Annotated in this window: 11 protein-coding genes; 7 read left to right on the top strand and 4 right to left on the bottom strand. The window is 62.2% G+C overall.

Annotated elements, in window-relative coordinates; translation table 11 throughout:
- Position 1: 1 nt before the first annotated feature.
- The gene (locus J3P88_RS27655) at positions 2–634 is read right to left on the bottom strand and encodes a toluene tolerance protein (protein WP_434572785.1); all 633 of its coding nucleotides are present in this window, start codon (positions 632–634) and stop codon (positions 2–4) included.
- Positions 635–787: 153 nt separating this feature from the next.
- Here J3P88_RS27655 and J3P88_RS27650 point away from each other — a divergent pair, with 153 nt between their 5' ends.
- The 7 genes from J3P88_RS27650 to hldE all read left to right on the top strand — a co-directional run bounded on the left by J3P88_RS27650 (position 788) and on the right by hldE (position 9581).
- Positions 788–1894 (top strand): capsular polysaccharide export protein, LipB/KpsS family, encoded by a 1107-nt coding sequence (locus J3P88_RS27650; RefSeq protein ID WP_434572783.1) that lies wholly within the window; start codon positions 788–790, stop codon positions 1892–1894.
- The gene (locus J3P88_RS27645; RefSeq protein WP_434572782.1) at positions 1895–3091 is read left to right on the top strand and encodes an O-antigen ligase family protein; all 1197 of its coding nucleotides are present in this window, start codon (positions 1895–1897) and stop codon (positions 3089–3091) included.
- Between the two features lie 133 nt (positions 3092–3224).
- Entirely contained in the window at positions 3225–5015 is a 1791-nt protein-coding gene (gene msbA, locus J3P88_RS27640; protein ID WP_434572780.1) for a lipid A export permease/ATP-binding protein MsbA, read from the top strand.
- Positions 5015–5911, top strand: coding sequence for a GNAT family N-acetyltransferase (locus tag J3P88_RS27635; RefSeq protein ID WP_434576631.1), 897 nt, complete (start codon positions 5015–5017; stop codon positions 5909–5911). The genes msbA and J3P88_RS27635 overlap by 1 nt, the downstream gene beginning before the upstream one ends.
- Positions 5912–5948: 37 nt before the next feature.
- Entirely contained in the window at positions 5949–7382 is a 1434-nt protein-coding gene (locus J3P88_RS27630) for a PIG-L deacetylase family protein (RefSeq protein ID WP_434572778.1), read from the top strand.
- A gap of 80 nt (positions 7383–7462) precedes the next feature.
- Positions 7463–8065: an adenylyl-sulfate kinase gene (gene cysC, locus J3P88_RS27625; protein ID WP_434576629.1), complete on the top strand. Its 603-nt coding sequence runs from the start codon at positions 7463–7465 to the stop codon at positions 8063–8065.
- Positions 8066–8159: 94 nt separating this feature from the next.
- Positions 8160–9581 carry a bifunctional D-glycero-beta-D-manno-heptose-7-phosphate kinase/D-glycero-beta-D-manno-heptose 1-phosphate adenylyltransferase HldE gene (hldE, locus tag J3P88_RS27620; protein WP_186708047.1) on the top strand — a complete coding sequence of 474 codons (1422 nt, stop codon included), beginning with the start codon at positions 8160–8162 and terminating at the stop codon, positions 9579–9581.
- A 164-nt stretch (positions 9582–9745) separates the two neighbouring features.
- On the opposite strand, the gene J3P88_RS27615 is transcribed toward hldE, so the two are convergent.
- Genes J3P88_RS27615 through J3P88_RS27605 form a run of 3 tightly spaced genes read right to left on the bottom strand, consistent with a single transcriptional unit; the run spans position 9746 to position 12730 of the window.
- Complete coding sequence (locus tag J3P88_RS27615) at positions 9746–10711, bottom strand: hypothetical protein (protein WP_053117832.1); 966 nt, start codon at positions 10709–10711, stop codon at positions 9746–9748.
- 34 nt (positions 10712–10745) lie between these two features.
- The gene (locus J3P88_RS27610) at positions 10746–11558 is read right to left on the bottom strand and encodes an aldo/keto reductase (RefSeq protein ID WP_186708045.1); all 813 of its coding nucleotides are present in this window, start codon (positions 11556–11558) and stop codon (positions 10746–10748) included.
- Entirely contained in the window at positions 11555–12730 is a 1176-nt protein-coding gene (locus tag J3P88_RS27605) for an NAD(P)/FAD-dependent oxidoreductase (protein ID WP_434572775.1), read from the bottom strand. Before J3P88_RS27605 ends, J3P88_RS27610 begins: the two co-directional genes overlap by 4 nt.
- Position 12731 lies beyond the last annotated feature (1 nt).

The raw sequence follows: 12731 nt of genomic DNA, 5'->3' as shown, positions 1-12731 counted from the left end.
TTCAGGTACCGAGCGCGAGCCTCAGCTCCCGTTCGTTGCAGGTTTGCTGATGGCTGAGGTAGTGCTCCAGGAACCGATTGTCCCTGAGCAGCCATTCGCGATCCTGGCGGTAGCGCAACATGTGTTTGAAGTTGCGCAGGCGCAGCCCTTTGCGCAGCGGCTTGCCATAGGCCCTCAGGTCGGCGACGTCGATCAGCCCCAGCGTGTCTTCAGGTGTCAGCACGACGTTGCCCAGGTGCGCGGAGCGAAAATAGATGCCCTTCTGGTGCAGGCCAGCCATGAACTCACCGAGTCGTGCCTGAAGGTCGGCAGGGGCATCCCCGTCCAGCAATTGCCGAAGGGTGCGACCAGGCAGCGGGTCGTAATGGACCGCGTCACGCTCGATGGAGGGAATGCGAAAGACCTGGCGAACCCGCGGACACTCAATCCCGCGCTCGTGCAAGGCCTGGCAGTTGTCGGCAAAGCGCCTGGCATACGGCGACCATAGCGCGGAGGTCAGCAGACGCTTGCGCCGGAACAGCTTGAGTATCGAGCCATCGGCCAGGCGCAGCACTTTATCCCCTTGGCGATCGGCTTCGAGGACATCGGCACCTTCGCGCAGGTCGAGGTAAACAGTAGGATCGAGCGTTTGCATCAAGGCTCCAAGGCTTGGCCCGATGGGAGGGGCAGCCGGGTATGTTAGCGCAGTGTGCAGGCGGCAAAAACCGCTGTGGTATAGTCGCGTCAATTTTCACCGGGGCGTTCGCCTTGTTCACGGCTCGCCTGGCGCCGTCTTTCTGGATATTCCATGACGAAAACGCTGTTCATTTCCCTGGCCAAGCACCAGGGTCTTTATTTCAATCGCTTGCTCAACGAAACCGAGCTGCAAGGTAAAGTCGTTTCTCCTCAACACATGCCCTGGCCAAGGTCTCTGCGAATTTCCAGGATTGTTTCGCGCATCGATTGGCCGAGCCTGATCGAAGAGAAATGCGAGGAGCGTCGGGTCAAGAAAAAAAACAATGGCGCGCTGTATCGCCTGTTGCTACGCCTCGAACTCCTGTGGATGGCGCTGCGCGCCCAGGCCTTGCTTGACCGGGAGCGCCCCGATGCGTTGGCGTTCTGGAACGGCGCCCATCGTTACTGCCGGTTGCTGGCGGCACTGGCGCCGGCCGGTTGCAAGACCTTCTTCTTCGAAAACGGCCTGTTGCCCGACACCACCACGGTGGATCCGCGTGGCGTGAACTATCTGAACGCGGTTCCGCGCGACGCAAGTTTCTACCTTGATTACCCGCATCCAGTGCCAGAAAGCCAAGCTGCGCCGGTGCTGATTCCTCGTGCGCCACGCAGCGCCGGACCGGCCCCGATCATGCTGCCAGCGCAGTTCGTCTTCATTCCGTTCCAGGATGATCGCGACAGTCAGGTCCGCCTGTTTTCCCCCTGGATCAGGAACATGCGCGATATGTTTGCCTTAGGCGAGCGACTCGCCGAGGAGACAGGCATGACAGTGGTGTTCAAGGAGCACCCGTCCAGCCGCGAGACCTACCCCGAGCTGCACGAGCGCACCCATGAACGCCTGCTCTTCGCCAACGGCAATGCCACGCAACAGTTGATCGAGGCCAGTCAGTTCGTGATCACGGTCAATTCGACCGTGGGGCTGGAAAGCCTGCTGCTGGGCAAGCCCGTGCTCACGCTTGGCCAAGCCTTTTTCAATGTGGAAGGGCTGGTGATGCATGCTGATAATGCCGACCAGGTCATGGCGCTGGCCCGTGGATTCCCGCAATGGCCGCTCGATGAGCGCTTGAGGCGCAACTTCCTTCATTATCTTTCCGAGAGCTACTGCATCAAGGGCAGCTGGAAAAATGCCGATCAGGCTCAATTGCAACGGGTCGCCGATCGGATTTTGAGCAGAACCTGAATGTTCAAAAATATAAAAAGACTTATCGACCAGGATGTCCTGGTGGCATGGGCATCCATTGGCTTTCTGGTTCTTCTATGTGGTGCTTGGGTACTGCCGGAAAACAAGCTTTATCACCAGTTGTTGATTTTCCTGCTGTGGCTGCCTGCCTTGCTGGCGTTGTTCCGTCGGGATTTTCGGTTGTTGCTCAAGCAGCCCGAGTGCGTGTTCTACGCATTGTTCATGGCCTGGACGTTGCTGGTGCTTTGGATCGAGGGAGGAGAGAACGTCCTTGGCAAGGTCAAGGTCACGATCTATGTGACACTGACGCTGTCTGGCATATTGCTGGCGGCACAGAACCGTGCATGGCGGTTCGAGTCGATGTTGCTGTATGCATCTATCGTGGGCGGTTTTTTTGCTTTGGCCTCTTGGGTCTATTTCTATCCGTTCAGCGCCCGGCCTTTCAGCGCGCGAGTACTTGCCATCGGTTTGTGGGACACCGCCATCCCTGCCGCGCATGCGGTGGGAGCCCTTGCGATCATCGGCACATTCATGTTGCAGACCAAACGTTTCAGCCCTTGGGTGATGATGCTTCTGATCATTCCTGCCTTGGGGTACGCGGTATTTTTGGGCTTCAACCAGACCCGTGGTGTATGGGTCGGCCTGCTGGCCGGTCTGCTGATGGTGGGCGTGGCGCGACCGTCGCGACTGACCGCAGCATTGATCGCTCCAGTGATTGCCGCGATCGCATTGATCGCTGTATTCGCGCCGGAAATCTTTCTGCAGCGTGGTGTGTCCTACCGTCCAGAGCTATGGGGCGCTGGCATTCGATTGATGCTGGAGCATTGGGCAACAGGGCTGGGTTTCCATGAATATCTCATTCCTATCGCCGAAATCCGGCGACCATTCAAGCACCCCCATAACCTTTTCCTGGATACCGGTGTACGTCTCGGTGTGCCTGGCCTGATGTTGTATGGCTTGCTATGGCTGGCTGCGGGCTGGCGTGGTTGGATTTCGCGTGCGCAACCGCTGGGTCAGGTGCTGCTGATACTGTGGGTCTTCTCCGGCGTGTCATTACTGACAGATGGCATTGGCCTATGGCTCAAGCCCAACGCGGACTGGCTGATTACTTGGCTGCCCATTGCGCTGAGCATAGTATTGGCGGCTCGGGGTCACCCCGACATCGAGGTTCCCAGTGGGAGTGCTCCTGCCTCCTGACCATGCGGCCGTGCCGTGAGGAGCCCTCCTGACGGCACTCCCACTCCTTCGTCCTGGCTGGGCCAATGTTGCAATTGGTTCGCTGTTACAATCTGCAGCTTGTCTGTCTTTTCAAACGTGCGAGGCGCACCGAATGGCCAATTCCGACCAGCAATCGAGCATGAAGATTTACGTGCGATTGCTAAAGTACGTACTCCCGTATTGGGGCGCTTTCGCCGTCAGTATCGTTGGCTTCGTGTTGTTCGCATCCAGCCAGCCGATGCTGGCGGACATGCTCAAGCATTTCCTCGACGCACTGCAAAAGCCCAATGACACCCAGTTCATGGGTGTGTCGCTGGTACTGGGGGTGCCGCTGCTGATCGTGCTGATCGCGGTCTACCAGGGTATCGGTTCTTTCCTGGGCAACTACTACCTGGCCAAGGTCGCCCGGGGTGTGGTCCATGACCTGCGTTGCGCGTTGTTCGATAACCTGCTGACCTTGCCCAACCGCTACTTCGACAACCACAACTCCGGTCACCTGATTTCCCGCATTACCTACAACGTGACCATGGTCACCGGCGCCGCCACCGATGCCATCAAGGTCGTCATCCGGGAGGGGTTGACCGTGGTGTTCCTGTTCGGCTATCTGCTCTACAGCAACTGGAAAATGACCCTGGTGTTGCTGGCGATCCTGCCGGTCATTGCCCTGCTGGTGAGCAGCGCGAGCAAGAAATTCCGCAAGCAAAGCAAGAAAATCCAAGTGGCGATGGGCGATGTGACCCATGTGGCCTCGGAAACCATCCAGGGTTACCGCGTGGTGCGCAGCTTCGGTGGCGAAGGCTATGAGATCGAACGGTTCCACAAGGCCAGTGCCGATAACATGAACCGCAGCCTGGGCATGACGCGCACCCAGTCGATCTACACGCCGATGCTGCAACTGGTGATCTACATCGGCATGGCCGTGTTGATGTACCTGGTGCTTTACCTGCGTGGCGATGCCTCGGCAGGTGAGCTGGTGGCCTATATCACCGCCGCCGGCTTGCTACCCAAGCCTATCCGCCAGTTGTCCGAAGTCAGCGCCACGATCCAGAAAGGGCTTGCCGCGGCGGAGAGCATTTTCGAGCAACTCGACGAAGAGCCTGAAGTCGATACGGGGACCCAGGAGATGGCCCGGGTCAATGGCCGCCTGGAAGTGCGCAACCTGAGCTTCCAATACCCAGGCACGGAAAAGCTCGTGCTCGACGATATCTCCTTCACTGCCGAAGAAGGCCAGATGATCGCCCTGGTAGGGCGCTCGGGCAGCGGCAAGTCGACCCTTGCCAACCTCATCCCGCGTTTCTATCACCACGACAAGGGGCAGATACTGCTCGATGGCGTGGATGTCGAGCAATACCGGCTGAACAACCTGCGTCGACACATTGCCTTGGTGAACCAGCAGGTCACGTTGTTCAACGACAGCGTGACGAACAACATTGCCTATGGCGATCTCGCCGGTGCACCGTTCGAAGATGTCCGCAGGGCGGCCGAAGATGCCTACGCCGCCGAATTCATCGAGCAGATGCCGCAGGGCTACGACACGCTGGTGGGCGAGAACGGCGTGCTGCTTTCCGGTGGCCAGCGCCAGCGCCTGGCGATTGCCAGGGCGTTGCTCAAGAACGCTCCGCTGTTGATCCTCGATGAGGCGACATCGGCCCTGGACACGGAGTCCGAGCGCCACATCCAGGCCGCCCTGGACCAGGTGATGAAAGGACGCACCACGCTCGTCATTGCCCACCGGTTGTCGACGATCGAAAAAGCCGACCTGATCCTGCTGATGGACAAGGGCCGTATCGTCGAGCGCGGCACCCACGCCGAGCTGTTGGCGCTGAATGGTTTCTATGCACGCCTGCACGAAAAGGATTTCGTCGAGGGCGCCGACGAGCCGGCGAAGGAGTCCTTCGTTTGATCCTGAGTTACTGGCGGGCCTGGCGAGAAAACGGGTGGGCCCCGATAGACGCAGCGACTTATGCCCAAGCCTGGCATCAGTTCGGCGGCAGCGTGGCGACACACCCCGATGTGGTCGAGCGCCTGGCCGGGCTGGTGGGTATTCCGGTGCGCTACCTTGGATGGCTCGTCGATGGCCAACTGCGCGCCGCCATGCCCACCTGGGGGCGGCATGTGGCGCTATCCAAGGATGTGCTCAAGCGTGAGGGCAAGCGTGGCATGCTCGACCTGGGCAATGCCGAGGTCATCCTGCCCGTCAGCCAAGGCGCCCAGGTTCGCCTGCGGCACCGCGTGCGGTATGTGTCCGAACTCAATGCCCCGCACGTCACTGGCCTCGTCGAGCAACCGGAAGGCCTGGCGCTGGCGCGCGAGCCAGAGGACTACAGCAAGAAGTTCCGCTACAACCAGCGCCGCGAACAGCGGCTGCTGGAAGACGCGGGGGGCAGTATCCGGCCCATGCTCGAACTGACCCCCGGCGAACAGGCCGCCGTGTACGCCGACCTGTTCCAGCGTCGCTGGAATTTCGAAGTCCCGGGCAAGACGCATCTGGCCGAGGTGTTCAGCCTGATGCGCGAATTCATGACTGGGTCGCTGATTTATCTGAATGACGAACCAGTGGCGATCCAGATTCTGTATCGGGTCGAGGCGCCCGGCTGGTTCAGCCTGGAATATATCAATGGCGGGGTTGATCCGCAGAGCCGCGACTTCAGTCCGGGCAGCGTGCTCAGTTTCGTCAACACCCAGACAGAGTGGGAACTCGCCCGGGCAACGGGCAAGCCGCTGCGCTACTCGTTCGGCCGCGCCGATCGCGAATACAAGGATCGCTGGTGCAACCGGGTTCCGGTCTATCAGGTTTGAGGGAGCACACGCAGCCCATGAGAGAGAGAAGAGAACCGTGAGCGCACGCAAGCAGCAACTGCTCAAACGCCATCGTCAACGCAAGCGCCTGGTACTCGCTGGCGTGCTGCTGGCGGCGCTGGTGCTCGGTTTTACGGTTTCGTGGTGGTCGTTGCCGGCATTTCTCCTGCTGGGCTGGGTTGCCCACGAAGCCTGGTTCTCCGACCATCTGTTCTATGCCCCGGGGGACGATTATCGCTATGACTTCCCGCCAGGTACGCCTCGGTTTCCCGTCAGTTTGATGGGGGGGAAGCTGCAACTCACGGGCGAATTCGAGGCCGGGCAGACGCTGATCTTGCAGGTACGGGTAAAAAGCCATTGGCTGGGACGCTTCCTCGACCCCCAAGTCTGGATTGGAGATGATCGCCAGGATCTCGAACGGGGCGTTTTCGGCGAGCGTTTTCTCAACCTGTCCGGACAAGGTTCGGCACTCGCGGATGGCACCCTGGCATTGCGCGGGCGTTTTTGCAGCATTGCCCCGCAGGCTACGTTGCATGTGCTGAGCAATCCGGATTTCGGCCAGCAGCGCCTGCTCATCGTCGCGCCCCACGCCGATGATGCCGAGCTCGCTGCATTCGGGCTGTACAGCCGTGCCAGCGATGTGGCTATCGTGACGCTGACCCAAGGGGAAATCGAAGCCGAGCGCTATCGCGACATGGGCCTGGACCCCGCCGAGGCCGCTCGTCTCAAGGGGCGCTTGCGCAGTTGGGACAGCCTGGCCGTGCCGTTATGGGGAGGCGTGGCGCAACAGCAATGCGTGCAGCTGGGTTATTACTGCCTGCAATTGGAAGCCATGGCGAAGGCACCGGACCAAGGCTTCGGCTCGCGGGAATCAGGCGAGAGCGATATCCGCCAGGTCCGCAGGTTCAATGCCTTGAGCCTGCCGGGTGACAGTGATGGCTTGCCGACGTGGCGCAACCTGGTGGCCGACCTGGCACGTCTGCTCGAACATCACCGGCCCGAGGTGGTGTTGACGCCGCATCCCGAGCTGGACCCGCACAGCGATCATGTCGCCAGCACCCGAGCGCTGATGGAGGCGATCGAGCTCAGTGCCTGGCGGCCGCGGACCTTGCTGCTCTATGCCAATCATCTGCACGACAACGACCGCTGGCCGATGGGGCCGGCAGGCCATGGCATTGCGCTGCCGCCGGCCATCGAACCCTTGCCGGCCGATGGGTTGTGGAGTCCGTCGTTGGACGCTTCCACCCGTATGGACAAGGCCATGGCCTTGGGCATGCAACATGACTTGCAGGGGCGTCCTCCGTTCAAGCGGCGTTTGCGCCGCGCCATCCAGCGCCTGCTGGCCGGGCGCCGCTGGCCGCGCACCGGAGAAGACGAGTTCTTCCGCAAGGCGGTCCGGCGGCATGAGCTTTTCTGGGTTCGGCACTTGGACGCCTCGTCGCAGGATGATCGCCAGGCCAGCCGCTCCTGATTCGTTGACGTGCCCGAGCCCGCCTGTGCTTTACTTTTGAGCAGCCGGCAGCGCTGGGAGATGCTTGATTCATGGAAAAGATGTCAAAGGTATCGACACATCAACAGAATTCGCCTCACGCCTCGACGGTTTCCCCCGAGGCCAGGGCCGCGATCAAACGCCAACAACCGCTATGCGTCTGGCTGACCGGGCTTTCCGGGGCGGGGAAGTCGACACTGGCCAATGCGCTGGAAGTGCGGCTGCACGAGCAGGGGCTTCACACCTGCCTGCTTGACGGTGACAACCTGCGCCGGGGTTTGTGCAGTGACCTGGGCATGACGCCTGAAGCGCGCAATGAGAATATCCGACGCATCGCCGAGGTGGCGCGGTTGATGGTCGACGCAGGGTTGATTGTCATCGTTGCGGCCATCTCACCCTTTCGATCCGACCGTGAGGCGGCGCGCAAGTTGTTTCCCGAGGGCAGCTTCCTGGAAGTCTATGTCAGCACGTCCTTTGAGGTCTGTGCCCAGCGGGATCCAAAGGGGCTTTATCGGGAAGCGCGTGCCGGCCGCTTGAAGAATTTCACTGGCCTCGACAGCCCGTACGAAGCTCCCCTGGCCCCCGAGGGCAATATCGACACGGGCGGCCTGGCGCTGAGCGAGGCCTGCGAGCGGTTGTGGGCATTGGTACGGCGTTGCCCCTGAAAGCGGCTATTGCATCCGGTTGCAGCCGTGCAAGAGCCTTCCTCAACCCTGTGCTAATATCGCGCCCCTGTTCATTTTGTATGTGGGATGCTCCATGAAGTTGTCCATGCCGCGATTCGATCAAGCCCCTGTATTGGTGGTCGGCGATGTCATGCTCGACCGCTACTGGCATGGCGGTACCTCACGGATTTCCCCTGAGGCGCCGGTACCGGTGGTCAAGGTCGAGCACATCGAGGACCGCCCCGGTGGTGCCGCCAACGTTGCCTTGAATATCGCTGCCCTCGGGGCGCCGGCGTCCCTGGTGGGTGTCACCGGTGACGACGAGGCCGCCGACAGCCTGACCAACAGCCTGAAGGGGGCGGGCGTACGCGCGATATTCCAGCGCGTTGCGCACCAGCCGACCATCGTCAAGCTGCGGGTCATGAGCCGTCACCAGCAACTGCTGCGTATCGATTTCGAAGAGCCGTTCGCCACCGATCCCCTGGCCCTCGGTGCCGAGGTCGACAAGCTGCTCGAAGGCGTCAAGGTCCTGGTGTTGTCGGACTACGGCAAAGGCGCGTTGAAAAACCACCAGTCGCTGATCCAGGCCGCCCGTGCCCGTGGCATCCCGGTCCTGGCCGATCCCAAGGGCAAGGATTTTTCCATCTACCGGGGCGCCAGCCTGATCACGCCGAACCTCAGCGAATTCGAAACCATCGTCGGCGGTTGCGTCGATGAGCATGAGTTGGTGAGCAAAGGCGCGCAGTTGATGCAAGACCTCGACCTCGGTGCCTTGCTGGTGACCCGTGGCGAGCACGGCATGACCTTGCTGCGCCCCGATCACCCGGCGTTGCACCTGCCGGCCCGTGCCCGTGAAGTGTTCGACGTGACGGGCGCCGGCGACACGGTGATTTCCACCCTGGCCGCGGCGATCGCTGCCGGTGAGGAATTGCCCCACGCGGTGGCCTTGGCGAACCTGGCGGCAGGCATTGTCGTCGGCAAGCTTGGCACGGCCGCCATCAGCGCCCCCGAGCTGCGTCGCGCCATCCAGCGCGAGGAAGGCTCCGAGCGCGGCGTGCTGGGCCTGGAGCAGTTGCTGCTGGCGGTGGACGACGCCCGCGCCCATAACGAAAGCATTGTCTTCACCAACGGTTGCTTCGACATCCTGCACGCCGGCCACGTGACCTACCTCGAGCAGGCCCGGGCCCAGGGCGATCGCCTGATCGTCGCGGTCAATGACGATGCCTCCGTCAGCCGTCTCAAAGGACCCGGGCGTCCGATCAACAGCGTTGACCGGCGCATGGCGGTCCTGGCTGGCCTGGGCGCGGTGGACTGGGTGATCAGTTTCAGCGAGGGCACGCCGGAAAACCTGCTGCGCCAGGTCAAGCCGGATGTGCTGGTCAAGGGCGGTGACTACGGGATCGATCAGGTCGTGGGCGCGGACATCGTCACGGCCTACGGCGGTACCGTGAAAGTGTTGGGGCTGGTGGAAAACAGCTCGACGACGGCGATTGTGGAAAAGATCCGCAATAACTGAGTCGTAATTTGTAGCGCCTGGGGGCTGTTGTTGCTAGGGCGCTTTCTTGTGGCGAGGGAGCTTGCTCCCGCTTGGGTGCGAAGCGCCCATAAAAAATGGGGTTGCTGCACAACCCAGCGGGAGCAAGCTCCCTCGCCACAAAAGCGCTCTGAGTCGTGTGGTTTCTAACGAGCCACCTTGCGCGGCACGATCTTCTTGAGCAACTGCCGGGCCTTGCCCTTGAGTCGGGTCAGGCCCGACTCCTTGCCCGGTGGCGTCAGCCCTTGCTGGCGCAGCCAGTCCTTCCAGCGAATCCGCTCGTCCCGCACCAGCCAGCCGTCCTGCCGGGCGAAACTTTCCGCCAGGTACAGGCCACGGGTGCTGGCCGGGTGCAGCTGATCCTTTTTCAAGGTGTACAGCTCGGGCAAGGGCTGCCCGTCCTGCAAGGGCATCAGGTACAGGTCCGGGCGCTTGCGGTCCAGGCGGGCCACCAGTTGGTCACCTTCCAAGCGTTCATCGACGTGAAACAGGCTCAGGGACTTGGCTTCCTTGGGCACATCCAGGCGCAAGTCATAAATCAATTGCAGCGATGCCGTCGGCAGGTGCACGTAGGCCCGTGGCCGCTCGATCAGCTGCAGATTGGCGCTGCGCACCGGGCGGGCCGAGCCCGACAGCGGCGTCAGGCGAAACGGCAAGGCTTCGCGGTAATGCAGGGCCGTGGCGTAGGGGGCCGGCAGCCAGGTGTCGTTGAAGCGTCCACCTAGCCAGCCTTCAGGAGTTTCCAGCAGGCACTCTTCGGCAATTTCGCTGATGGCGGTGAGCAGCGGCAGGTTCAGTTCGTGGGCCGGGACATAGCCCGAAATCAGCTTGAGCACCACGTCGCCGCGATCCTGCCGACGCTGGCGTACCAACACCCAATAATCGCGGTTCTGCCAATGCAGCGTCAGGCGCACCGAGACGCCCAGGTTGGCCAGCTCCAGGGAAAAACGCTCGGCGTCGGCCACCGCGACAGGGCGGCGGCGCTGCAAGGTCTGGGCGAAATTCAGCGGCATCCCGACACTCTGGTAAGTCAGGCCTTCGGGGGTCGCTTCGACGAACAGGGGCAGGGTCTTGAAGTTGCTTGGGTTCTTTCTGATGAGCGTACGCGGCATGTCGGCTCCTTCCTTCAGGCCGCGTAGGGCGGCGTCAGTGTTTACGCAGGACCGTGGCGACGGTCGCGACGTTGTGGGCGAGGTGCAGCGGATTGATGGTGCCGACAATAGCACTGGCGACCCCAGGATGCTCAAACAACAGTTCGAAACTGGCGCGAACCGGGTCTACCCCGGGGCTCAGGCAGACGTGGCCGCTGGCCAGGGCTTTTTTCACCAGGATCGCTTTGCCGTGTTTGCTGGCGTAGTCAATGACAGCCTTTTCGTTTCGTTCGTTCAGATTGTAGGTGACCATCGCGCAATCGCCTTGCTCCAAGGCTTTGAGGCCGCCGTCGACGGTCTTGCCGGAAAAACCGAAGCCGCCGATCTTGCCCTCGCGCTTGAGCGCCGCCAGCGTCGGGTAGACCTCGCTGTCGTTGAGGATCGCCAGGTCGTTGCCGTCGGAATGCACCAGGACCAGGTCGATATAGTCTGTTTCCAGGCGCTTGAGGCTGCGCTCCACCGAGAATCGGGTATGGGCGGCGCTGAAGTCATGGCGCGACTGGCCGTCACTGAATTCTTCGCCGACCTTGCTGACAATCACCCAGTCCTGGCGTTGGCCGCGCAGCAGCGGGCCAAGGCGTTCTTCGCTGCGGCCGTAAGCGGGCGCGGTGTCGATCAGGTTGATACCCAGGTCACGTGCCAGTTTGAGCAGCATGCGCGCTTCGTTGTCATCGGGAATCTGAAACCCGTTGGGGTATTTGACGCCCTGGTCGCGGCCCAGCTTGACGGTGCCCAGGCCCAGGGGGGAAACCCGCGGGCCGTTATGGCCGAGGGGGCGATAGAGGTCATGCAGGGTCGCTTGGATCATGGCAGCAGTTGCTCCCAGGCAGGTACGCCCATGGGCGGCTTCGGCAGGTCCGGCAGCGGGGCCGGGTGGCTGGGCTGGATGCCATCGCGTTGCAGCGCGTTGAACACCCGATCGGCGAAGTCCGGGGCCAGGGCCAGTTTGGTCGGCCAGCCCACCAGCAGGCGCTCCTGCTCGGCGAGGAAGGCGTTATCCGGGCGGGTCAGGCCTGATTGCAGCGGTTCGGCGCGGTCAACCCTTAGCGTGGCCCATTGCGCGGTGCTGAGGTCGACCCAGGGCAACAGTTGGCCGAGTTCTTTCTGCGCGGCGGCGATCTGCTCGGCGGGCTCGCGGGCGACGGCATCACCTTCGGCAAGGTCGCCCCCTAGGTACCAGACCCATTGGCCATCGGCGGCGGGGTGGGTGGTCACGGTGACGCGTGGCTTCGGTCCGCCGCCAAGGCAATGGGCATAAAGCGGCTTGAGGCTCGGTCCCTTGACCAGGACCATGTGCAACGGCCGGGTTTGCATGGCCGGCTTGTCCAGGCCCAGGGCTTTGAGCAGGTCGGCGGTGCCCGCGCCCGCGCTGAGGATAATGCGCTGGGCACGGATCTCGCGGTCGTCGACCTTCAGCCCGACCAGCTCACCGGCTTCGCGCAGTGGCTCGATGCGCTGCCCGGCCAACAGACTGTCGCCGGCCAGCTCCGCCAGGCGCGCGATCAGGCTGGGGACATCGACCACCAGTTCGGCCAAGCGATAGACCTTGCCCTTGAAGCGCTTGTCTTGCAGGGCCGGCGGCAGTTGATCGCCCTTGACCTGATCCACTCGTCCGCGCACGGCCTTGCTGGCGAAGAAGCTGGTGAGGTTGCCGGCCAGGGTGCCGGGAGACCAGAGGTAATGGGCATCGGACAGCATGCGCACACCGGACAGGTCCAGCTCGCCTTCACCCTTCAGGGCTTCGCGCCAGCGGCGCGGCATGTCGGCGATGGCTTCCGAGGCCCCGGTCAGGGCGCCATGCAAGGCGTACTTGGCGCCGCCATGGATGATGCCCTGGGATTTGACACTCTGCCCGCCGCCGAGGCTGGCGCTTTCCACCAGCACAGTCGAGAACCCCTGGCGACGCAGGCGGGCGTTCAGCCAGAGGCCGGCGACGCCTGCGCCGACAATCAGAATGTCGGTGGAAATAACGGATGACATG

The sequence above is a fragment of the Pseudomonas sp. Z3-6 genome (genome assembly GCF_051131985.1).
GTDB lineage: Bacteria > Pseudomonadota > Gammaproteobacteria > Pseudomonadales > Pseudomonadaceae > Aquipseudomonas > Aquipseudomonas zanjanensis.
The sequence above is the reverse complement of the archived record's forward strand: the minus strand, read 5'-3'. Positions and strand labels throughout refer to the sequence as shown.

Coding starts and splice junctions, on each gene's coding strand:
- J3P88_RS27655 (WP_434572785.1), bottom strand. CDS start 634: ATGCAAACGCTCGATCCTACTGTTTACCTCGACCTGCGCGAAGGTGCC.
- J3P88_RS27650 (WP_434572783.1), top strand. CDS start 788: ATGACGAAAACGCTGTTCATTTCCCTGGCCAAGCACCAGGGTCTTTAT.
- J3P88_RS27645 (WP_434572782.1), top strand. CDS start 1,895: ATGTTCAAAAATATAAAAAGACTTATCGACCAGGATGTCCTGGTGGCA.
- msbA (WP_434572780.1), top strand. CDS start 3,225: ATGGCCAATTCCGACCAGCAATCGAGCATGAAGATTTACGTGCGATTG.
- cysC (WP_434576629.1), top strand. CDS start 7,463: ATGTCAAAGGTATCGACACATCAACAGAATTCGCCTCACGCCTCGACG.
- hldE (WP_186708047.1), top strand. CDS start 8,160: ATGAAGTTGTCCATGCCGCGATTCGATCAAGCCCCTGTATTGGTGGTC.
- J3P88_RS27615 (WP_053117832.1), bottom strand. CDS start 10,711: ATGCCGCGTACGCTCATCAGAAAGAACCCAAGCAACTTCAAGACCCTG.
- J3P88_RS27610 (WP_186708045.1), bottom strand. CDS start 11,558: ATGATCCAAGCGACCCTGCATGACCTCTATCGCCCCCTCGGCCATAAC.
- J3P88_RS27605 (WP_434572775.1), bottom strand. CDS start 12,730: ATGTCATCCGTTATTTCCACCGACATTCTGATTGTCGGCGCAGGCGTC.